This window comes from Halomonas sp. H10-59 (assembly GCF_040070555.1).
Classification (GTDB): Bacteria; Pseudomonadota; Gammaproteobacteria; order Pseudomonadales; family Halomonadaceae; genus Halomonas; species Halomonas litopenaei.
Window position 1 is genome coordinate 2,112,831 of record NZ_CP098828.1, and the last position, 18,860, is coordinate 2,131,690.

An 18,860-nucleotide genomic window follows, 5' to 3' on the forward strand; every position below is an offset into this window, starting at 1 on the left:
GGTTGTTGAAACAGCGGCTTGCAGGCGTTTTTTTGGGCTGGGTTCCAGGCCGTGACGTATCAATAGACCATAGTCGTAGTGCGCGGATAGGCGTGAAATCCCGACAGATTGCTTCGGTAAACGTATATACATGGTCGCGGATGCATCAGGCCTGTTTTCTCTGAAGCATCGCCCCGAGGGGAGCGCAGGTCGGCTAGGCGCAGTGCTCTCCGTCTTGGCCGCGGGATCGTTACCGGCTTTTCTGAACCTCGAGTCGTCGAGAGACCCGAGAGCGTTTCGAGCACGCGCGGGAGGCGTCGGGTGCCCATAGGGTCGCTCGACAGTATTATGTATATACAGGAAAGTGTGGTTCTGGAGTCCTTGCCGGTTCGTCCGATGCCCTGACCGGCGGCCTGTCTGCGACGCTGCAGGAAAGAGCTGTGGTGGAGCGTGATAACGCCGTTTAACGAACGAATCTGAGGAGAAGTTTGTGGCGTATTAGACCATCGTCTAAAGGCGCTGTGGGGGAGTGCTTTGCCACTATAGCGGTTGAAATGTATATACAAACAAGATGACACTTACGAGTTGGTTCACACTTCGACGAGGTTCCCTTCATGGCGACGACTCCTGGTTCCTCGGTAGGCCAGACACCCCTCGGCCTGCTGTTGTTCAAGCTGTTGGTGCCCAGCGCCATCGGCATCTTCATCTTCTTTGTTCCGGTTGCCTGGGAAGGTCGAACCACGATTCCGCTGGATCATCTGGTGACCGCGGCACGGGCCGGGCTCGGTGACTGGGCGAGGTTCTACGCCCTGGCGCTGATCATCGCCGGCGCAGCCTATCCGTTGATCAAGGGAGACTGGCGACGCAGTCTCACCGACAAGATCTTCACCGTGCTCAAGCTTCTGGGGGTGGTGGCGGCGCTGTTGACCATGACCTCCGCCGGTCCGGCACTGCTGCATCAGCCGGACATGCTGCCCTTTCTCTACGACAAGCTGGTGATTCCGGTGGGGCTGATCGTGCCGATCGGTGCCATTTTCCTGGCGCTGCTGTTGAGCTATGGGCTACTCGAGCTGATCGGCATCCTGGTTCAGCCCGTCATGCGCCCGCTGTGGCGTACCCCGGGTCGAAGCGCCATCGACGCGGTGGCCTCCTTCGTCGGCAGCTACTCGATCGGACTGTTGATCACCAGCCGGGCCTACGCCGGTGGCCAGTACTCGGCCCGAGAAGCGGCCATCATTGCCACCGGTTTCTCTACCGTCTCCGCGCCGTTCATGATCATCGTCGCCAAGACCCTGGGGCTGATGGACTACTGGAACGCCTACTTCTGGATCACCCTGGTGATCACTTTCGTTGTCTCGGCGGTGACCGCGCGGTTGTGGCCGCTGTCAGGCATGGACAACACCGCGACCGACGGCGAACCTGAAGCGCGGAAGGGGGATCGCCTGGCGCTGGCGTGGCGCACCGGTATCAAGGTGGCCGAGCAGGCGCCGCGGCTGGGATCCAGCGTACGCAAGAATCTGACCGAAGGGCTGGTGATGGCGATCAGCATCCTGCCGTCGATCATGTCGGTGGGGCTGCTGGGACTGCTGGTGGCCAAGTACACGCCGGTGTTCGAGTGGCTGGGCTGGCTGTTCTATCCGGTGGTGGCGATCTTCGGCATCGACAATGCCCAGGAACTGGCCCAGGCCAGCGCCGCGGGCCTGGCCGAGATGTTCCTGCCGGCGCTGCTGCTCGGTGGCGACGCGGGAATCGACTTCGTGGCGCGCTTTGCCGCCGGCGTGGTGTCGGTGTCGTCCATCCTGTTCTTCTCGGCGTCCATTCCCTGCGTGCTGGCTACCCGGATTCCCATCACGATATGGCAGATGCTGGTGGTATGGGCGGTGCGGGTGGCACTCACCCTGGTAATGGCGATCCCGGCGGCCATGCTGCTGCAGTAACCTTGTCGATCGCTGTAGCCGTAAGCACGAGGGCCGGACAATCACTGTCCGGCCCTCGTGCATTGGTGGAGGCTGTGTCCGTCGCTCAGTCCTTCCACGCCGAGCGCAGCTTGTAGCGATCTCCCGGGTGGATCAGCACGGCGTAGCTGATGAGCAGGTCATTTGACCAGGTGCGCCGCCGCAACTGTAGACAAGGTAGGGAGGTGGAGATGGCCAGCTCCTCGGCCTGTTGCGTGTCTGCCGAAACGGCCTCGACCACGTGTTCGATATCGGTGATCGGCCAGGTTTGGATCAGCACCTGATGGGGCGTGGTGAGCGTGAAGTCGGCGTCCAGATAGTCGGGCACGTGGCGGGGATTGACGTAGCGCATCTCGAGCTGGATGGGCTCGTCGTTTTCGTGGTGAACGATGCGGGTATGGAAGACCTTGCTGCCTCGCTTGACCCCCAGTTGCAACGCGATGTCCTCACTGGCGTCGATCGCTTCGGCACGCTGTACTCTGGCACGGTAGTGATGGCCGCGGCCGCGGACCTCTTCGGCGATATTGTGGACCTCCATCAGCGAGGATTCCGCCTTGCGTTCGGTGACGAAGGTTCCGGCACCTGGCTGGCGGGTAAGGTAGCCGCGCTGAACCAGTTCGCGGATGGCCTTGTTGGCGGTCATGCGACTGACGTTGAAGTCGAGCGCCAGCTGCTCCTCACCCGGAATGCGATGGTCGGTGGGCCATTCCCCCCGCTGGATCTTGGCCAGGATGTGCTGTTGAATCTCGAGGTAGCGAGGCGCGGGTCGAGCCATGGGCCGTCCTTGGTGAAGATGAAGGGTATCTTTTGCTAGTGTACCGGGACGATCATCGCTTGGCATCGTTGCGCCAGCCGTTGATGCCAGACGTTACCATGCTTCCGTTATATCCGTTTGGCCATTGCCGCTCTTGTTACTCCCCTTGTTTACCGTGAGGTTTTCCCATGTCCGACGCGAGACTCTCCAGTCCAGCGGCGCTTCGCAATCGCGAGCCTATCCACGCGGTGCTGCGCCAGTGCCTGGGACGCCATGCCCGCGTACTGGAGCTCGCCAGCGGCAGTGGTGAGCACGGACTGTATATGACGCAGTGCCAGCCGGGCTGGCGATGGCAGCCGAGTGACGTTTCCGAGGCGGCGCTGGCGTCCATCGCTGCCTGGCGCGCGCTTGCAGCAGCAGAAGATGGGCAAGGGGAAGCGGAGGGTGACAGGCAAGGCGAAAGCGAAGCGCAACGGGCAGGGCCATCGGGGCGAGAGCCGGAGCAAGCGACGCAAGGCGGCGGCAATCTGCTGGCGCCGGTACGCCGCGACGTGCTGGAACCCTGGCCGGATGATACCTTTGACGCCCTGGTGGCGATCAATCTGATCCATATCTCGCCGTGGGAAGTGACGCCTGCGCTGATGGCAAAGGCCCAGGCCCACCTCGAGCCGGGTGGCGTGCTGTTGCTGTACGGCCCTTACCGACGTGGTGGTGAGCATACCGCGCCGTCCAATGCGGCCTTCGACGCCGAATTGAGGCGCCGTGACCCGCGCTGGGGTGTGCGGGACCTGGAGCAGGTAACCGAGGTCGCCGCCGAGCACGGCCTGAGCCGCGAGGCCATCCACGAGCTGCCGGCCAACAATCTGGCGCTGGTGTTCCGTCGGCAGTGATGGCGGGAGCGGATCGGCCCGTCTGCGAGCGGCCGGCCTTTGACAGGCCGGCCATGTCGGCTCAAGCGTTCTTTTTTAGCCAGCGATGGTAGTCCTCGAGTCCCTCGCGGATATCGGTGAATCGTGGCTCGAAGCCCAGATCCGTGCGCGCGCGGGTGATGTCCAGGGGGCTGCCCCGCACCACGAAGGGGCCAGGGCCCAGACGCATGCCGCTGTCATGGCCGAGTAGGTCGGTGACGCTGTCGACGATGTCCTGATGGGCGATCGGCACACCGCAGGAAATGTTGTAGTGGCGGTGAGGCACGCTGTCGGCATCGAACAGCGCAAGGATGCCCCTCGCGGTGTCCTCGACGTGGGTCCAGTCAGTGGTCTGGTCGCGTCCGTTGTCCGGGTGCACATCGCGTAGCCCTTCGAGTGGCCCGAACATCGCCTGGTAGACCGCGTGCATGTGGGACGGGCGCTTGCCGGGGCCATACACGAAGAACAGTCGGGCCTGACGGATATCCATGCCGTAGGTCGCCGTGTACTGGTCGCCGTAGAGCTCGCCGGAAATCTTGGTGGCGCCGTAAAGGTCGGTGGCCTTGTAGGGCATGGTCTCGACCTGTGGACCGGCGGCGTCGCCGTAGACCGCGCCGGAGCTCATGTTGACCACCTTGTCGATGCCCAGCAGCCGGCAGGTCTCGTAGACGTTCAGGGTGCCCATGGCGTTGATCGACAGGTGCTTGAACGGGCGGGTCTGGAAGCTTGGCCCGGCGATCACCGAGACGCCGTGTATGACCCCTTCCAGCTCGTCGCGATAGCGCAGAAATGTCTCGAACAGGGTGTGGGTGTCGAGCACATCCACCGCTTCGAAGTGGACGTTGTCGCGCACTTCCTCGAGATAGTCGAGGCCCATGCGGTCGACGTGGGGGGCGGCCATATCGCAGATGATGACTTTCTTGCCCTGGCGGGCGAGCAGGGTGGCGACCCAGGAACCGACGTGGCCGAGGCCACCGGTGATCAGTACAGCCATGGCATGACTCCTTAAGATAAGCCCGCCGGGCAAGGACCTGGAGCCTTGCCCGGTCGCGGCGTCATTTGAGCAAGAGGTTGGGGAGGAACATCACGATGGACGGAAACAGCGTGATCACGATCAGCACCGCCACCAGCGGGATGTAGAACGGCAGGGTGGCCCGCACCAAGGTGTTGAAGGGCAGGTCGGTGATCTTCTGGATGGCGAACAGCACCGTGCCCACCGGTGGCGTGATCAGCCCGATCATCAGGTTGAAGATCATCAGCACGCCGAAGTGCACCGGATCGATGCCGTACTGCACCACCACCGGCACCAGCAGCGGCGTCAGCAGAAACAGCGCCGGCACCGAATCGATGAACAGCCCGATCAGCAGGATGAACAGGCTCAACAGCAGAAGCAGCAGCATTGGATCGCTGACAGTGGCGAGCAGGAAGTCGGCGACCAGGGCGGTGACCTGGTAGCGCGCCAGGATCCAGCTATAGAGCGCGCTGCCGGCGATGATCAGCAGCAGCACCGAGGTGTCGATGGCGGTATCACGCAGGATCTGGACGAACTCGCGCAGGGTGATCGAGCGATAGACGCAGAACGAGATGATCATGCAGTAGAGCAGCGCCACCACCGAGGCCTCGGTGGGGGTGAATAGCCCCGACAGGATGCCGACCAGGATGATCACCGGGGTCAGCATGGGCAGCAGGCCCCGCGACAGTGCACGGGTGAATTCGGCCATGGTGGCGCGGGCCCGGGTCGGGTAGCCGCGACGATGGGAGATCACCGCTACCATCACCATCAGGCCAGCACCCATGAACAGGCCCGGCAGGATGGAGCCGAGAAAGATCGCGGCGATGGAGGCGTTGGCCAGGGCGCCATAGATGACCGCCGGAATGCTGGGCGGGATGATCGGCCCGATGGTGGCGGAACTGGCGGTGACCGCGGCGCTGAAGTCGGTGGGAAAGCCATCGTCTTCCATGGCCTTGATCTCCACCGCGCCAAGCCCGCCAGCATCGGCCACCGCTGAGCCCGACATGCCGGCAAACAGCATGCTCGCCAGCACGTTGACGTGGCCGAGCCCGCCCTTGAGGTGACCCACGGCGCAGCGCGCCACGTCGAACACTCGATCAGAGATGCCGGCGGAGTTCATCAGTCGGCCGATCAGCAGAAAGGCGGGAATCGCCAGCAGGGTGAAGCTGTTGACGCCGTACAGGGTGCGCTGGGCGATCATCTCCAGCGGGATCTCGGCGAAGCCACGGGTATAGGCCAGCACCGCCGCCGATGAGGCGATCATCGCAAAGGCGACCGGCACCCCCAGCATCAGCAGCACGATCAGGCCGACGAACATGATGGCAAAGATTTCCATGGTGTCTTACTCCTTGGGTTCGTCAGGCAAGGTGGGAGGCTTGCCGCGCAGACGAACGACGAGGTCCTCCACCAGCAGCAGTGCCATCAGGCCGGCAGCGACCAGCTGCATCAGGTACAGGTAGGAAAAGCTCATGTCGAAGGTGCTGGCGAAGATGCCGGCGGTGCGCTCCATCATGTTGAAGGCGCCCCCCATGATCATCAGAAGCACCAGGATGCTGATGGCGTCGGCGGCGACCGCCGCCCAGCGCTGGGCGCGCGCTGGCAGCAGGTCGGTGACGACGGTGATGCGGATGTGTTCCTGGTAGCGCAGTGCCAGCACCGAACCGAGAAAGATCTCCGCCAGGAACAGATAGCGGGAAACCTCGTCGGTCCAGGGCACCGCGACGCCGAGGGCATAGCGTGCGATTACCTGAATGGCCATGACCAGCAGCATCAGGCCGAAGGCACCGACTACCACGGTGGTCAACAACCACCAGAAAGCACCCAGTGCCCGGGACAGGGTAGGAGAAGAGGTCATCGGACACTCCGTTGCCCCCGCCGGGTGGCGGGGACTTGACTCAAGGGAGGGAGGCCTCGGTCAGCGAGGCCCCGTGGGACGGTCAGATGCTGTGCAAACCCTCGAGGCAACAACGCCTTCGGGGTTAGCGCCGCCTCGGACTTACTGGATCAGTGACAGCACATAGTCACGAACGGCCGGGTCGTAGTCCTGGGCGATCTCTTCCACGGCGGGGCGCGCGGCCTGACGGAAGGCGGCGACATCGGGCTCGACCACCTCCATGCCTTCTTCCTTGAGTTTTTCAAACAGCTCCGCCTGACCATCGCTGACCAGTTGATCGCCCCAAGTGGTGGCGTCGTCGATGGCGGACAGTACGATGTCACGGTGTTCGTCGGACAGCTCCTGATAGACGTCTTCGTTCATCAGCCAGTGGAAGAACGAGTAGACGTGCTCGGTGCGGCTGACATAGTCCTGCACCTCGAACAGCTTGCCGGCGTAGATGTTGTCCACCGGGTTTTCCTGCATGTCGATGACGCCGGTCTGCAGCGAGGTGTAGACCTCCGGCCAGGCGATCGGGCTCGGCAGTGCGCCGATCTCGCCCCATACCGCGACCCAAGGCGCGATCTCCGGCACGCGCATGCGCACCTCGCTGACGTCCTCCGGGGTCTTGACCGGGGTCTTTGAGGTCAGGTTGCGGGGGTTACGTGCCGACAGGCCCACCAGGCGCATGTTGCCCTTGGCGATCAGGCTCTGATTCAGCGCCTCGCCGATCTCGCCTTCGTAGATCTTGCGCGCCTGGTCACTGGAGTCGTAGACGAAGGGCAGGTCGGCGGCGGCAAACTCGGGGGCATACAGGGTCATCGGCATGGAGCCACCGAGGGCGATCGCGTACTCGCCGTAGCTGGCGCCTTCCAGGTGGTCGCGCTCGCCACCGACCTCGGTGCCTAGCAGGGTCACCGTCAGCTCGCCATCGGACTCGCTCTCGATGGTGTCCTTGAGGCGCTCGCCGATCTTGAACATGGCGTGGGCCGGGTCGGTGTGGATGGCGATGGCCAGGTCTTCGGCGGCGGCGGTGCCGGCGGCGCCGAGCGAGATGGCGGTGACCAGGGCAAGGGGGGTGAGGCTGCGTGCGTTCATTGTCGTTGTCTCCTCGGGGCGTATCGTCCGACGACGCTGTTGCGTCGAGGCGTAGTCGAAAGGTAGCCGACATTGCATGGGTAGCGCTACCATTAAGATGGTAGCGCTACCCATACTTTGGTCTTGGGTTACACTGTGGCCAAAGGAATCTTCGAGGAAGGACGCTAATGGACAGCCAGGAAATTCGCTCACGCAAGCGCCACCGGGGCAAGGGCCGAGTGACCCTGGCCGACGTGGCCCGGCAGGCCGGGGTCGCGCCGATCACCGTATCGCGGGCGCTGAATACGCCGGGGCGAGTCTCCGCCAAGGTCAAGCAGCGTGTCGACGCGGCGGTGGAGGCGCTTGGCTATGTGCCCAACCTGATCGCCGGGGGGCTTGCCGCAGCGGGCACTCGGGTGATCCCGGTGATCGTGCCGTCACTGGCGATCCTGACCTTTATCGAGGTCATCGACGCCATCCAGAAGCGACTGGAGGCGGCGGGCTATCAGATGTTGTTGGCCACCACCGACTGGGATCTGGACCGCGAGGCCAGTCTGGTCGATACGGTGCTCGGCTACTCGCCGTCCGGGGTGATCCTGACCGGTCTGCGCCACCGGCCCCGAGTGATCTCGCGACTCAGGGACTGGGGGCGCCCGGTGGTAGAGATCATGGAGGTGGGCGACGACCCCATCGACATGAACGTGGGGGTGGATGGCGTCGCCCTGGGTCACGCTATGGCGTCCCATCTGCTTGAGCAGGGCTATCGGCGTATCGCCTTCGTCGGCTCTCACCTGGGCCATGACTACCGGGCGGCTCAACGCCTGGAGGGACACCAGCGGGCGCTGGAGGAGGCGGGCGCGGCCTGTGGCGGGGTGCTGGAGTACCACGAGCCGGCGTCCTACGAGGTCGGGGTGCGGGCGCTGGAGGATGTGATGGCGATGACACCGCGACCGGACGCCATCCACTGCTCCAACGATATCGTCGCCAGCGGCGTGCTGCTGGCGGCCAGCCGCCAGGGCATCAGGATTCCCGAGGAGCTGGCGGTCGGTGGCTATCTGGGGTTGCCGCTGGCGGAGCACCTGACGCCGAAGCTGACCACCCTGGCGGTGGCCCGCAGCGAGATGGGCACCCAGGCGGCGGAACTGCTGCTCGAGCGTCTGTCCGGCAAGACCCCGGAACGGCCGATCCGGGATCTGGGATTCACCCTGGTGAAGGGCGGCAGCACCTGAGCATCAGCAGGTCCTGGCGAGGCCTGTACCACCGGTGAAATGAGGGAGCAAATCGGACGATCATTCTTCCGGGATAACGCCCGGTTCACGATACTTGACGCCTTCGTTCTGGCGCTCCTGTTCGGTCTTGTGCTCATCCACCGGGGGAACGCCCCAGACCGTCTCCTTGTGTCCGTCATCGTAGGTGTAGGTGGTGCAGCCGGCGAGGCTGGCCAGCAGCAGGGCGGCGATCATGGCGGTGATCATGGCGCGGCTCGGCAGGCCGACCCTTGCTTGGTGCAGGAAGGCGCGAAGGCCGGGGCGGGCAACGACAGGCAGGCGAAGGGACATGAAGGCTCCGGATGTCAGGGTACGGTGAAGCTGCGAAGGAGTCGCCGATGAAGCGGTCCATCGCCAGTATGGCGCTGTGGCAGCAAAGAAAAAACCGCGGATCCTGATGACAGCATCCGCGGCTCGCTGGTTGGCGCTAAACAGGCTCTTTCGCCTCCGGCGTCAGGACGATAGCCACAGGGGCACGTAGACCACCAGCAAAAGCACGCCGATCAGCCCCAGCAGGTAGGGCAGGATGGCACGGGTGATACGCTCGAGCGGCAGCTGGGTCACCGAAGAGGCCACGTACAGGTTGATCGCCACCGGGGGGGTGATCATGCCGATCGCCAGCCCCACCACGATGATCAGGCCAAAGTGCACCGGGTCGATGCCGAGCTGGGTCACCAGCGGCAGCAATACTGGGGTCAGGATGATCAGGGCGCTGGCGGTCTCGATGAACACCCCGGTCAGCAGGATCACCGCCACCACCAGCAGCAGGATGACGTAGGGATCGGTGGACAGCGACAGCACCGACTGGGCGATCTGGGCCGGCACCTGGGCGCTGGACAATGTCCAGCTCAGCACCGCCGAGGTGGCGATCACCAGCATGATCACCGAGGTGGTGATCGCCGAGCGGATCATCACGGCGTAGACGTCCCGATAGGTCAGGTCGCGATAGACGAACAGCGACACCAGCAGGGCGTAGACCACCGCCACCACCGCCGCCTCGCTGGGGGTGAACACCCCCGAGAAGATCCCGCCGAGGATGATGACCGGCGTCATCAGCCCCCAGCTTGCTGCACGCAGGGTCCGCCAGATGGTCGCTAGCGACAGCGGGCTGCCGTGGGGGTACTGGCGGCGGTGGGCCTGGACCAGGGCGATGGCGCCGAGGCCAAGCCCCATGGCCAGCCCCGGCAGAAAGCCCGCCAGAAACAGGTCCGACACCGACTCCTGGGCGATGACCGCGTAGATGATCATCGGCACCGAGGGTGGGATCACCACGCCGATGGTGCCGCTGGCGGCGATCAGGCTGGCGGCGGAGGCCGGGTCATAGCCCTTGCGCTTGAGTTCCGGCACCAGGCTCGAGCCCACCGCAGCGGTGGTGGCCGCACCGGAGCCGGAGATGGCGGCAAAGAACATCCCGGCCAGTACCGACACCAGCGAAAGCCCGCCCTTGAGAAAGCCGAACAGGCTGTCGGCGAAGTCGACCAGCTTGCGGCTGACCGCGCCCTGGGCCATCAGATCACCGGTCAGGATAAACATCGGCACCGCGACCAGGGCGAAGGTGTTGATGCCCTGGAACATCTGCTGGGGCACCACCGCGAGCGGTGTGCCCTGGACCACCAGCGTCGCCAGGGTGCTGGCGCCGATGGTAAAGGCGATGGGCACGCCGATCAGCATCAGCACCACGAAGGAGATGAACAGCAACAGCATCACGCCACCTCCTGCGGGCTCGCTGGTGTCTGGCCGGTGAGCTCTCGCACGATCGCCACCAGGGTGGTGAAGGCCATCAAGGCGCCCGCCAGGGGCATCACCGCGTAGACCCAGGTCATCGACAGGCGCAGTGACGCCGACTTCTGGAAACTCTGCAACTGCATGTAGTTCCAGCCGATGATGATCAGCGCCAGCAGAAAGGCCAGCACCACCAGGTGGGCGATGATCCTGGCGATTCGTCCACCAAGGCTGGGCAGGGCGTCGACCACGAAGGTCACGGCGATATGACGACCGGCGCGGTAGGCCAAGGTAGCGGCCAGGAAGGTGATCCAGACCAGCAGAAAGCGTGCGACCTCTTCGGTCCAGCCCACCGCGGTGAAGGCTACCCGGGAGATGATCTGCAGGGAGATGACGCCGATCAACGCCGCCATGGCGGCGAACACCACCGGGCGTGTCACGGCGTCGAGTCCCCGCTCAAGGCGTTCGAGCAGGGACAGCACTTACTTGGACTCCCCGGCCTTAAGCGCTTCCTGGATACGCGGCAGGTAGTCGCCGAACTGCTCGCCGTAGGTCTCGTAGACCGGAGCGACGGCGTCCTGGAAGGCGGCGATGTCGGGAGACTCCTCGATCTGCATGCCGGCTTCCTTGAGTTCGGCAAGCTGCTGTTCGGCCATGGCGGCGTTCTGCTCACGCTCGTACTCGGCGGCTTCCTGGGCGGCGGCCTCGACGACCTCCTGGGCAGCCTCGGGCAGCTTCTGCCAGGACGGCATGCCCATCACGAAGATCGCCGGGGCGTAGGTGTGACGCGACAGCGTCATGTAGTCCTGGGTCTCGTTGAGCTTGAACGAGTGGATCACGTTGATCGGGTTTTCCTGGCCGTCGATGGTGCCCTGCTGCATGGCGGTCAGCGCCTCGGTCCAGGCCATTGGCACGGCGTTGGCGCCGAGTTCGCGGAAGGTGTCGACGTAGACCGGGTTTTCCATGACCCGGATGCGCAGGCCGTCGATGTCCTCGGGGCTTGCCACCGGGCGTTCGGAGTTGGTCAGGTTGCGGAACCCGCGCTCGGCGTAGGCCAGGCCCTTGAGGTTGACGTCGGCCAGCCTGTCGAGCAGTTCCTGGCCGATGGGGCCGTCGAGTACCGAGTAGGCCTCCTCGGGCGAGGCGAACAGGAACGGCAGTTCGAATACCGCCATGGGCTCGACGAAGTTGGCCACCGGGCCGTTGGTGATCACGCCCATGTCGACGGTGCCGATCTGCATGCCTTCGAGCAGGGTGCGTTCATCACCCAGGGTGGCGTTGGGGAAGATCTCGACGTCGACCTTGCCTTCGGTACGGGCTTCGACCAGTTCCTCGAACTTGGTGGCGGCGATATGGAAGCCGTCCTGCTCGTTGACCACGTGGGCCAGGCGCAGCTTGACCGGGTCCATGTCGGCGAAGTCGTTGGCCTGGGCGGCGGACGTGGCAAGCGCAGTGGACAGAGCGATGCCGGCGGCCAGGGTGGTCAGGGCAAGGGGGCGGGGCGCGATGTGGCGTGTCATGGGGGTTCCTTGGTGGTGTTCAGCGAAATGGCGTCTTCTCGGCGGGCCGTCACTTTACGATGGTAGCCGCCTAGCGCCTTGTTTTTGTTGAGAGGTTGGAGTGATCTAGCAGCCACGATCATGCCGGAAGCGGCGCCACGCGGTCAATTCGGCTGGGTTGAGGGGGAAGAGCAAAGGATGAGAGCAGGGGAATTACCCTGTGTCGTGGTGTCGGGAACCGCCATGCGGGGAAGGGTTTCAGGCTAGGCGCTGTCCGAAAAGTCGACGAGCGAAGGTTAGACAAGGCAAAAATCGGTGAGACAGCGCAGTTTACGGGGTGTAAATGAGCATTTTGACCGGGCTGGCGCACCAGCCGATTTTTAACGCCGTATTACCGAGCGCAGGCACTTTTCAGACAAGCCCTAGCCTACTCGCGGAAGAGATCTGCGTGGCTACCTGTCCGGGCCAATTGCAGTTGGTCATCCACGACGCGATACAGCAACAGCCAATCGGGCTCGATATGGGCATCTCGGTAACCCTTCCAGTTTCCCTGCAATGCATGATCCTGGTAGGTATCCGGCAAGGGCGCTTGCTCAAGCAGCAGGCCCAGCAGTCGGCGTAGCTTGTCCATGTCCTTGCCGCGCTTCTGGACCCGCTTTACGTCTCGCTTGAACTGGCTTGAGCGAACTGGGGGTCAGCATTAGATGCCTAGATCGTCGAACAGCGCATCCGCACTATCGAAGCGCTTGCCCTTTCCGGCTTCCAGCTCTTCCAGCGCCTTGGTCGTGGTGGCGCTTGGTACCTGCACCGCAAACGGCAGGCGCTTTTCGTCGGCGATCCGCAGCATCAGCAGGCGGATGGCGTCGGACACGGTCAGGCCCATGGCATCGAGGGCGGCGGTGGCGCGCTCTTTGGTCTCGCTGTCGATGCGAGCTCGGACCACGGTATCGGTACCCATGAATGTCTCCTTCTCATTGGTAGCCACTGTGTAGCTACATTGTGGCCTGGCCCTGGCAACTTGTCATCAAGGAAGGAGGGCGCCTCGCATCATCGGTGGGTGGGGCGACTACAAGTGATCGGGGTTATGTAGCTCGCGCTCATCGCCGGGAGGCGGCGTCCACTGGTAGATCCAGGTCTCCGACAGCGGCTTGCCTTCGCTATCGCGCAGATACAGGCGCAGATTGATCGGCTCGGTGCCCTCGTCCGGTGGCACCACATCGAACATGGCCCGGTAGCCCTGAATGGCGTCCAGTGGTCGGGCCGAGGTGATCTCGATACGCCCGGCGCTGGTCTCGATGACCGGCTCCACCTCGACCTCGCTTGCGTCATCGAAGGGAAAGGGACCGCCGCGGAAGTCCACGGCGAAGCGCCAGCTGAAGTACTCGCGACGTTGGCCGACGACGCCACCCAGTCCGGTACGGGTCGCCACACAGCGCGACAGGCTGGGTTGCTGTGGCGGCAGGTCGTACCAGCTCAGACGATAGGCGTAGCGCAGCTCCTGGCCGGCCTCCACCGGAGTCTTGGGTTGCCAGTAGGCCACGATATTGTCGAAGGTCTCGTCCTTGGCAGGCAGCTCGACCAGGTCCACGCTGCCTTCGCCCCAGCCCTCGGTAGGTTCGACCCACACGCTGGGTCGGCGATCGTAGTAGACGCCATCGTCCTGGTAGTGGTCGAAGTCGTGGTCGCGCTGGGCCAGGCCGAAGCCCTGAACATTGGTGGCGGAATAGGCGTTGTAGCGAAGCTGGGGCGGGTTCACCAGCGGGCGCCACAACCATTCGCCGCTTTCGGTGTGGATCGACAGCCCATCCGAGTCATGGATCTCCGGGCGCCAGTCATAGTTGACGTCACGATCGTTCTCGCCGACCAGGTACATGCTGGTCAGTGGCGCGATGCCCAGACGCTCGATCGTCTTGCGCGGATAGAGGGTGGCGGCCACGTCCATGACCACGCCTTCGACGTCGCGACGAATATCGAAGCGGTAGGCCCCGGTGGTGCTCTCCGACTCGAGCAGGGCGTAGACGATGACCTTGTCTTCACCCTCGGGCTGTTCCAGCCAGAAGCGGGTGAAGTCGGGGAATTCCTCGGGTTCGCTGCCGGCGGTGTCGATGGCCAGGCCCCTGGCCGACATGCCGTACTGCATGCTCTGACTGACCGCACGGAAGTAGCTGGCGCCCAGGAAGGACGCGATATCGCGCTTGGGGTCCTGATGATGGTGCAGGCGGAAGCCGGCGAAGCCGAGGCGTTCGGACAGCGTATCGGTATCGACCACGCTATCCCCATCGGCGTTGGAAAAGTTGAATAGCGCCGGGTCGTAGGCCAGTTCCTGCGCCTGTCCCTGGCTGACCTGGTAGATCCTGACCGGGGTGGTGAAGCCACGACCCAGGTGAAACAGCTGGGCCGTATAGGGCGCGTCGCTGTTGCTCCACAGAGCATGGTCGGCGCGGTAGCCGATGGCCTGGTAGTCGTCCCAGGAAAGGGACTTGAGCTGGTCGGGCAGTTCACCTTCGTGGTCCTGGTGAGGTTGCCCCGACAGATGGCGGGCGAAGCCCTTCAGCCAGGCGTAGTCGAAGGAGACCTTTTCTCCGGTGGTCATGAGCCGCTGGTCCAGCGCGGCCAGCAGCGGGGAGATTGGCAGGGCGTAGGCGCTGAGGGCGGTGGCCGCCTTGAGGAAGTCACGTCGCTGCATATCCATCATCCTTGTGGGTCGAGCATGTCGGGTGTCGGGCGACTGCCTGGGTAAGCAGTCGCTACGCCTGGTCGAGCACGTCGAAGGGTACGACTGCCCGAATCAGCAAAGGTTCAGGAAGTGTGCATGAAGGGTCGTAATATTGTTAACAGGCTAACAAAGTGCTAGTCTACGCGGCCGGTCGACGGGGGACGCCTTCGTCAAATACCGAGCGGCTCCGTCACGTGAGCCCGTCAAGTCAGCCCGTCGTGTAACCAAGAGGAATACCATGACCCCCGACCAGCGCTTCAGGTGGATCGTTCGCCTGGCCTTGGGCATGTTCGTCCTGATGTTTGCCTATTTTGTGGTGGCAGATACCTACATGCCGATGACCCCGGAGGCGCGGGTCATGCGCCCGGTGGTGCGTATCGCCCCGGAAGTCAGCGGCCCCGTCGAGCGGGTCCACGTCAGCAATAACGACCATGTCGAGGCGGGTGATCCGCTGTTTCGTATTGACCCCGCACCCTTCGAGCTGGCGCTCGAGCAGGCGCGACTGGAACTGGAGGCGGCGCGTCAGCAGAATGCGACCCTGAGCGCCAGCATCGCATCAGCCCGCGCCGCCCTCGAAGCGGCCCGCGCCAGGGCCCAGGAGAGCGGCCAGGAGCGCCGGCGAGGTGAGCGCTTGATCAGCCAGAACAGCATCTCGCGCCAGCGCCTCGATGGCCTGGTAGCCACCGACCGTCAGGCCCAGGCCGAGGTCAAGTCCGCCGAGGCCGAAGTGGCGCGCCTGGAGGCCGAACTGGGTGCCGAAGGGGAGGCCAACTTGCGTTTGCGTCAGGCCCGCAACGCCCTGGAGCAGGCCGAGCTCGATCTCGACCACACCCTGGTGCGGGCCCAGCATTCCGGCACGCTGAGCAACCTGCAACTCGAGGTGGGTGACTACGCCACCCAGGGACAGCCAGCGCTGGCGCTGATCACCGATGAGGTCGAACTGATCGCGGACTTCCGTGAGAAGAGCCTGCGCAAGGTCGCCGCCGGCGACGAGGCCCGCGTGGTGTTCGACGCCATGCCCGGCCAGGTCTTTGCCGCCCGGGTAGAGAAGCGCGACGCTGGGGTCTACGACGGACAGATCAGCGCCGACGGTAACCTGGCCGACATCCCCACCACCGACCGCTGGCTGCGCGATGCCCAGCGCCTTCGCCTGCACCTTTCGCTGGCCGGGGACGCACCGACGAGTCTTCCCACCGGCTCCCGCGCCACGGTGCAGCTGTTTCCCGGGGAGCACCCGCTGGCCCATCCGCTGGGGGCGCTGCAGATTCGGCTGATGTCCTGGCTGCATTATGTTTACTAAGCAGCCACGGGCGTCGTCTACCAAGCAGCCACGGGCCTTGTTTGCCAAGAGGCTACGGGCGTCGTCAGGGCAGCAGCAACCGAAGGCCTCGAAGCTCAGCGACAACGGCTTGCGCCAGTGTCTGCGTATCGCGGTGGGGGCCTGGCTCGGCTTTCTGATCAGCCAGCTTATGCACTGGAACTATGGTGTCTTCTTCACCGTCTTTCCGATGTTTCTGCTGGGGATCATTCCGGTGTTCAACGCCCATGTGGTGCGCCAGTTCCTGGGTAACGCCTGCCTCAATGTGGTCGAGATCAGCCTGGTGGTGGGGTTGACCCAGCATCTGCCGGTGGTGATGACGGGACTGGTGTTCCTGATGTTCCTGGGACGCTTCACGCTGATGGCCAGGGGGCCGTTGTTCGTGTTCGGCGCCAACGGCGTGCTGACCCTGAGCATCATGCTGCATTTCGCCAGCTACCCCGACCTCGACCTGTTCGACCTGCTGGCCAGCAACAGCGTGGCGAGTTTTCTGGCGGTGGCCATCGCCGCCCTGATGCACTGGCTGTTTCCCGATGTCACGCCGCGACAGCCGCCACCACGTCAGGCCAAGACGGCGGCGCTGAAGCGCCATCAGGCGTTGATCGGGGCGCTGACCGCGACCCTGTCCTTTCTGGTGTTTCAATTGCTCGATCTGCGCGACTCCCTGTCCGCGCAGATGGCGACCATCCTGATCCTGTTTGCCCTCGGCTACCATGGCGCCCGGATGTCGGCCTGGCGTCGTGCCATCGGCACTCTGTTGGGCTGCAACCTGGCACTGGTGCTGCAACTGGTGCTGTTCACCAAGAGCGATCATCTGCTGCTGGTGCTGCTGGCCTACGCCATCGGTCTTTTGCTGTTCGCACGGGAGCACGTCATCGAGAACGCCGGCTCCGGCATCGGCTTCGGCGGGCTGACGACCCTGGGTATCCTGTTTGGCCAGTACCTGAGACCCGATCAGGATCTGGTCGTCGACGCCGTCTATCGGTTCAGCTCGATGTGCGTGGCACTGCTGGCCACCCTGGCGGTGATGGCGGTACTGCATCGGCTGCTGGATCTATGGCCTGCGGTCTCGAGCCGGGAAGCACCGCGCACGAGCTGAGTTTTCTTATGCTGCTTGCAACAGATAAGGGGGCCGTGTCAGCACGGCCCCCTTTTTAGCTACTTTACCTACCCGCCTGATCTGGCGATTTTGGTCAGCTCTCTGGTGAAGCTTTGTGGCATAGCTTTGTGGCCCAGCGTCGTGGCTCTGGTCGCCGACCCCTAGGCCTGCTCCGAAAAGTCGCCTAGCCGCCCTGGGGCAGCGGGATGGTCACCAGTCCGTAGGAGTGGACTTCGGCACTGCCCGGATAGGCATCGACCACGCTCAGGCTGCCGTCGTCGTGCTGGATCTCGAACACCCAGGTCTTGCCGGTGTTGCCGCTGATGATGTTGACGTAGTTGCCGTCGGCGCTCAGGTCCATGTCGGCGAAATACTCGTTGTAATCCTCGGCGCGGTAGGCGGCTTCTTCCAGCAGAGCGATGCTGCCGTCCTCGGGATCGACGCTGAAGGTCGACAGGCTCGAGGTATGGGAGTTGGTGGTCCAGGCGTACTTGCCGTCCTCCGAGGTGGTGACCCAGCAGGCGGCCTGCTCGCCACCCCAGATGTCGTCGCCGGTCATCACATCCGCCGACACCAGGGTCAGCTTGCCGTTCTCGTCAATGTCGTAGGACGACATGGAGCCGGTCTGGCCCTCGTATTCCTGCAGGAAGGGATACTTGGCCTTCGATTCCTCGGAGGACGGGTGGAACTGGTAGCCCTGGGTGATATAGCGGGTTTCGGTCACCAGCAGGGTGCTGTGGCCGTCCGGGCGAGTGACCAGCTTGGTGCCGATGGGCAGGGCGAAGAAGCGCTCCTCGCTCAGGTGCGGCGACTCGAGGCTCGAGATCGGCTCCTGCGACAGGAGGCCTTCGTTGTCCACTGCATAGACATGCACCATGCCGGTAAGAAAGCCGACAAGCGTCAGGTGCTTGCCGTCCTCGGTGAACTCCATGCTGACCGGAGAATCATCCAGCGGCCGAACGGAGTCGGGGATCTCGGTCAGGTTGCCATCGCCATCGATGGTAAAGCCCTTGATCACCCCCGGCTCATCGTTGGCACCATCGGTGCTGGCGACGTAGACGATGTCGCCATGGCCGTCGATGGCCTTGGGTTTGGCGCCGCCGGCATCCACCACATTGTTGAGCGTCAGCGTCAGGTCGTCTTCGACGTGAAGCGACGACAGGGTGCCGTCGCCGACGTTGGCCACCAGTACGTTGCGGTTGTCTGCCGAACGCCACACGCCGTAGGCCGAACCGAGCGGGTCGAGGCCGCCATCCATGCCGTTGCCCGTGCCGCCGGTGGTGTACTCGCCGACCTTTTCCAGGGTGCCATCGTCAAACTGGCGCCAGGCGATCAGCGAGTTCTCGTCGGCGTTGTTGGTGGCGACGTAGACACCACCCGTCACGTCCTTGGCCATGGCAGGCAGGGAAACCGAAAGCAGGACGAGGCCCATCAAGACTGGATTTTTCATAGCGTACCTTGGTCAGTTTTTGCTTTTCTTGTGCCGCGATGCCGGCAGATCCAGGCATTCAGGCTAGTCGTGGTTTACGTAGGTGCTCGCCAGTGAGTCCTTACACCAACCAGAGCAAGGAGCCCAGGTCAGCTGGCTCGCGCCATGGCCTCGACGGCGTCGCCGGGATCAGCGTGCACGTCATTCAATTGCCATCGTTGAAGTTACCGGAGTGAGAGCATCTAGCAGAA

At 63.8% G+C, this 18,860-nt stretch carries 17 protein-coding genes and 1 pseudogene; 5 read left to right on the forward strand and 13 right to left on the reverse strand.

Annotation, left to right across the window (positions count from 1 at the left end):
- The first annotated feature begins 593 nt into the window (after positions 1–593).
- On the forward strand, positions 594–1,916 hold the full coding sequence (locus NFG57_RS09195) for a YjiH family protein (protein ID WP_222516868.1): 1,323 nt from the start codon (positions 594–596) through the stop codon (positions 1,914–1,916).
- Between the two features lie 85 nt (positions 1,917–2,001).
- On the opposite strand, the gene hutC is transcribed toward NFG57_RS09195, so the two are convergent.
- Positions 2,002–2,709 carry a histidine utilization repressor gene (gene hutC, locus NFG57_RS09200; protein ID WP_222516867.1) on the reverse strand — a complete coding sequence of 236 codons (708 nt, stop codon included), beginning with the start codon at positions 2,707–2,709 and terminating at the stop codon, positions 2,002–2,004.
- A gap of 167 nt (positions 2,710–2,876) precedes the next feature.
- Here hutC and NFG57_RS09205 point away from each other — a divergent pair, with 167 nt between their 5' ends.
- The gene (locus tag NFG57_RS09205; RefSeq protein WP_222516866.1) at positions 2,877–3,578 is read left to right on the forward strand and encodes a DUF938 domain-containing protein; all 702 of its coding nucleotides are present in this window, start codon (positions 2,877–2,879) and stop codon (positions 3,576–3,578) included.
- A 61-nt stretch (positions 3,579–3,639) separates the two neighbouring features.
- On the opposite strand, the gene NFG57_RS09210 is transcribed toward NFG57_RS09205, so the two are convergent.
- The 4 genes from NFG57_RS09210 to NFG57_RS09225 all read right to left on the reverse strand — a co-directional run bounded on the left by NFG57_RS09210 (position 3,640) and on the right by NFG57_RS09225 (position 7,579).
- Positions 3,640–4,590 (reverse strand): NAD(P)-dependent oxidoreductase, encoded by a 951-nt coding sequence (locus tag NFG57_RS09210; protein ID WP_222516865.1) that lies wholly within the window; start codon positions 4,588–4,590, stop codon positions 3,640–3,642.
- Between the two features lie 61 nt (positions 4,591–4,651).
- Positions 4,652–5,944 (reverse strand): TRAP transporter large permease, encoded by a 1,293-nt coding sequence (locus tag NFG57_RS09215; protein ID WP_045994308.1) that lies wholly within the window; start codon positions 5,942–5,944, stop codon positions 4,652–4,654.
- A gap of 6 nt (positions 5,945–5,950) precedes the next feature.
- Entirely contained in the window at positions 5,951–6,463 is a 513-nt protein-coding gene (locus tag NFG57_RS09220) for a TRAP transporter small permease (protein WP_348816013.1), read from the reverse strand.
- A gap of 141 nt (positions 6,464–6,604) precedes the next feature.
- Positions 6,605–7,579 carry a TRAP transporter substrate-binding protein gene (locus tag NFG57_RS09225; protein ID WP_348816014.1) on the reverse strand — a complete coding sequence of 325 codons (975 nt, stop codon included), beginning with the start codon at positions 7,577–7,579 and terminating at the stop codon, positions 6,605–6,607.
- A gap of 167 nt (positions 7,580–7,746) precedes the next feature.
- On the opposite strand from NFG57_RS09225, the gene NFG57_RS09230 reads away from it, so the two are divergent.
- Positions 7,747–8,787 carry a LacI family DNA-binding transcriptional regulator gene (locus NFG57_RS09230; protein ID WP_348816015.1) on the forward strand — a complete coding sequence of 347 codons (1,041 nt, stop codon included), beginning with the start codon at positions 7,747–7,749 and terminating at the stop codon, positions 8,785–8,787.
- Between the two features lie 60 nt (positions 8,788–8,847).
- On the opposite strand, the gene NFG57_RS09235 is transcribed toward NFG57_RS09230, so the two are convergent.
- The 7 genes and pseudogenes from NFG57_RS09235 to NFG57_RS09265 all read right to left on the reverse strand — a co-directional run bounded on the left by NFG57_RS09235 (position 8,848) and on the right by NFG57_RS09265 (position 14,733).
- Positions 8,848–9,117, reverse strand: coding sequence for a hypothetical protein (locus NFG57_RS09235; RefSeq protein WP_348816016.1), 270 nt, complete (start codon positions 9,115–9,117; stop codon positions 8,848–8,850).
- Positions 9,118–9,279: 162 nt separating this feature from the next.
- Positions 9,280–10,533 carry a TRAP transporter large permease gene (locus NFG57_RS09240; protein WP_108133744.1) on the reverse strand — a complete coding sequence of 418 codons (1,254 nt, stop codon included), beginning with the start codon at positions 10,531–10,533 and terminating at the stop codon, positions 9,280–9,282.
- Complete coding sequence (locus NFG57_RS09245; protein ID WP_348816017.1) at positions 10,530–11,030, reverse strand: TRAP transporter small permease; 501 nt, start codon at positions 11,028–11,030, stop codon at positions 10,530–10,532. Before NFG57_RS09245 ends, NFG57_RS09240 begins: the two co-directional genes overlap by 4 nt.
- On the reverse strand, positions 11,031–12,068 hold the full coding sequence (locus NFG57_RS09250) for a TRAP transporter substrate-binding protein (protein ID WP_108133743.1): 1,038 nt from the start codon (positions 12,066–12,068) through the stop codon (positions 11,031–11,033).
- A gap of 406 nt (positions 12,069–12,474) precedes the next feature.
- Positions 12,475–12,720: pseudogene (locus tag NFG57_RS09255) on the reverse strand (type II toxin-antitoxin system YafQ family toxin); the annotation flags it as partial.
- A gap of 27 nt (positions 12,721–12,747) precedes the next feature.
- The gene (locus NFG57_RS09260; protein ID WP_045994821.1) at positions 12,748–13,005 is read right to left on the reverse strand and encodes a type II toxin-antitoxin system RelB/DinJ family antitoxin; all 258 of its coding nucleotides are present in this window, start codon (positions 13,003–13,005) and stop codon (positions 12,748–12,750) included.
- Positions 13,006–13,113: 108 nt separating this feature from the next.
- Entirely contained in the window at positions 13,114–14,733 is a 1,620-nt protein-coding gene (locus NFG57_RS09265) for a glucan biosynthesis protein D (RefSeq protein ID WP_348816018.1), read from the reverse strand.
- 268 nt (positions 14,734–15,001) lie between these two features.
- Here NFG57_RS09265 and NFG57_RS09270 point away from each other — a divergent pair, with 268 nt between their 5' ends.
- Together NFG57_RS09270 and NFG57_RS09275 are read left to right on the forward strand one after the other, a co-directional pair.
- Positions 15,002–16,063: an HlyD family secretion protein gene (locus tag NFG57_RS09270; protein ID WP_348816019.1), complete on the forward strand. Its 1,062-nt coding sequence runs from the start codon at positions 15,002–15,004 to the stop codon at positions 16,061–16,063.
- On the forward strand, positions 16,053–17,180 hold the full coding sequence (locus NFG57_RS09275) for a DUF2955 domain-containing protein (RefSeq protein ID WP_348816020.1): 1,128 nt from the start codon (positions 16,053–16,055) through the stop codon (positions 17,178–17,180). The genes NFG57_RS09270 and NFG57_RS09275 overlap by 11 nt, the downstream gene beginning before the upstream one ends.
- Before the next feature lie 184 nt (positions 17,181–17,364).
- Here the strand turns inward: NFG57_RS09275 and NFG57_RS09280 are convergent, their stop codons facing one another.
- Complete coding sequence (locus tag NFG57_RS09280; protein ID WP_348816021.1) at positions 17,365–18,630, reverse strand: beta-propeller fold lactonase family protein; 1,266 nt, start codon at positions 18,628–18,630, stop codon at positions 17,365–17,367.
- Between the last annotated feature and the right edge of the window lie 230 nt (positions 18,631–18,860).

Excerpts from the sequence above, each read along its gene's own strand:
- NFG57_RS09260 (WP_045994821.1), bottom strand. The coding sequence starts at position 13,005 with ATGGGTACCGATACCGTGGTCCGAGCTCGCATCGACAGCGAGACCAAA.
- NFG57_RS09270 (WP_348816019.1), top strand. The coding sequence starts at position 15,002 with ATGACCCCCGACCAGCGCTTCAGGTGGATCGTTCGCCTGGCCTTGGGC.
- NFG57_RS09215 (WP_045994308.1), bottom strand. The coding sequence starts at position 5,944 with ATGGAAATCTTTGCCATCATGTTCGTCGGCCTGATCGTGCTGCTGATG.
- NFG57_RS09250 (WP_108133743.1), bottom strand. The coding sequence starts at position 12,068 with ATGACACGCCACATCGCGCCCCGCCCCCTTGCCCTGACCACCCTGGCC.
- NFG57_RS09205 (WP_222516866.1), top strand. The coding sequence starts at position 2,877 with ATGTCCGACGCGAGACTCTCCAGTCCAGCGGCGCTTCGCAATCGCGAG.
- NFG57_RS09195 (WP_222516868.1), top strand. The coding sequence starts at position 594 with ATGGCGACGACTCCTGGTTCCTCGGTAGGCCAGACACCCCTCGGCCTG.
- NFG57_RS09225 (WP_348816014.1), bottom strand. The coding sequence starts at position 7,579 with ATGAACGCACGCAGCCTCACCCCCCTTGCCCTGGTCACCGCCATCTCG.
- NFG57_RS09210 (WP_222516865.1), bottom strand. The coding sequence starts at position 4,590 with ATGGCTGTACTGATCACCGGTGGCCTCGGCCACGTCGGTTCCTGGGTC.
- NFG57_RS09265 (WP_348816018.1), bottom strand. The coding sequence starts at position 14,733 with ATGCAGCGACGTGACTTCCTCAAGGCGGCCACCGCCCTCAGCGCCTAC.
- NFG57_RS09275 (WP_348816020.1), top strand. The coding sequence starts at position 16,053 with ATGTTTACTAAGCAGCCACGGGCGTCGTCTACCAAGCAGCCACGGGCC.
- hutC (WP_222516867.1), bottom strand. The coding sequence starts at position 2,709 with ATGGCTCGACCCGCGCCTCGCTACCTCGAGATTCAACAGCACATCCTG.
- NFG57_RS09230 (WP_348816015.1), top strand. The coding sequence starts at position 7,747 with ATGGACAGCCAGGAAATTCGCTCACGCAAGCGCCACCGGGGCAAGGGC.
- NFG57_RS09235 (WP_348816016.1), bottom strand. The coding sequence starts at position 9,117 with ATGTCCCTTCGCCTGCCTGTCGTTGCCCGCCCCGGCCTTCGCGCCTTC.
- NFG57_RS09280 (WP_348816021.1), bottom strand. The coding sequence starts at position 18,630 with ATGAAAAATCCAGTCTTGATGGGCCTCGTCCTGCTTTCGGTTTCCCTG.
- NFG57_RS09220 (WP_348816013.1), bottom strand. The coding sequence starts at position 6,463 with ATGACCTCTTCTCCTACCCTGTCCCGGGCACTGGGTGCTTTCTGGTGG.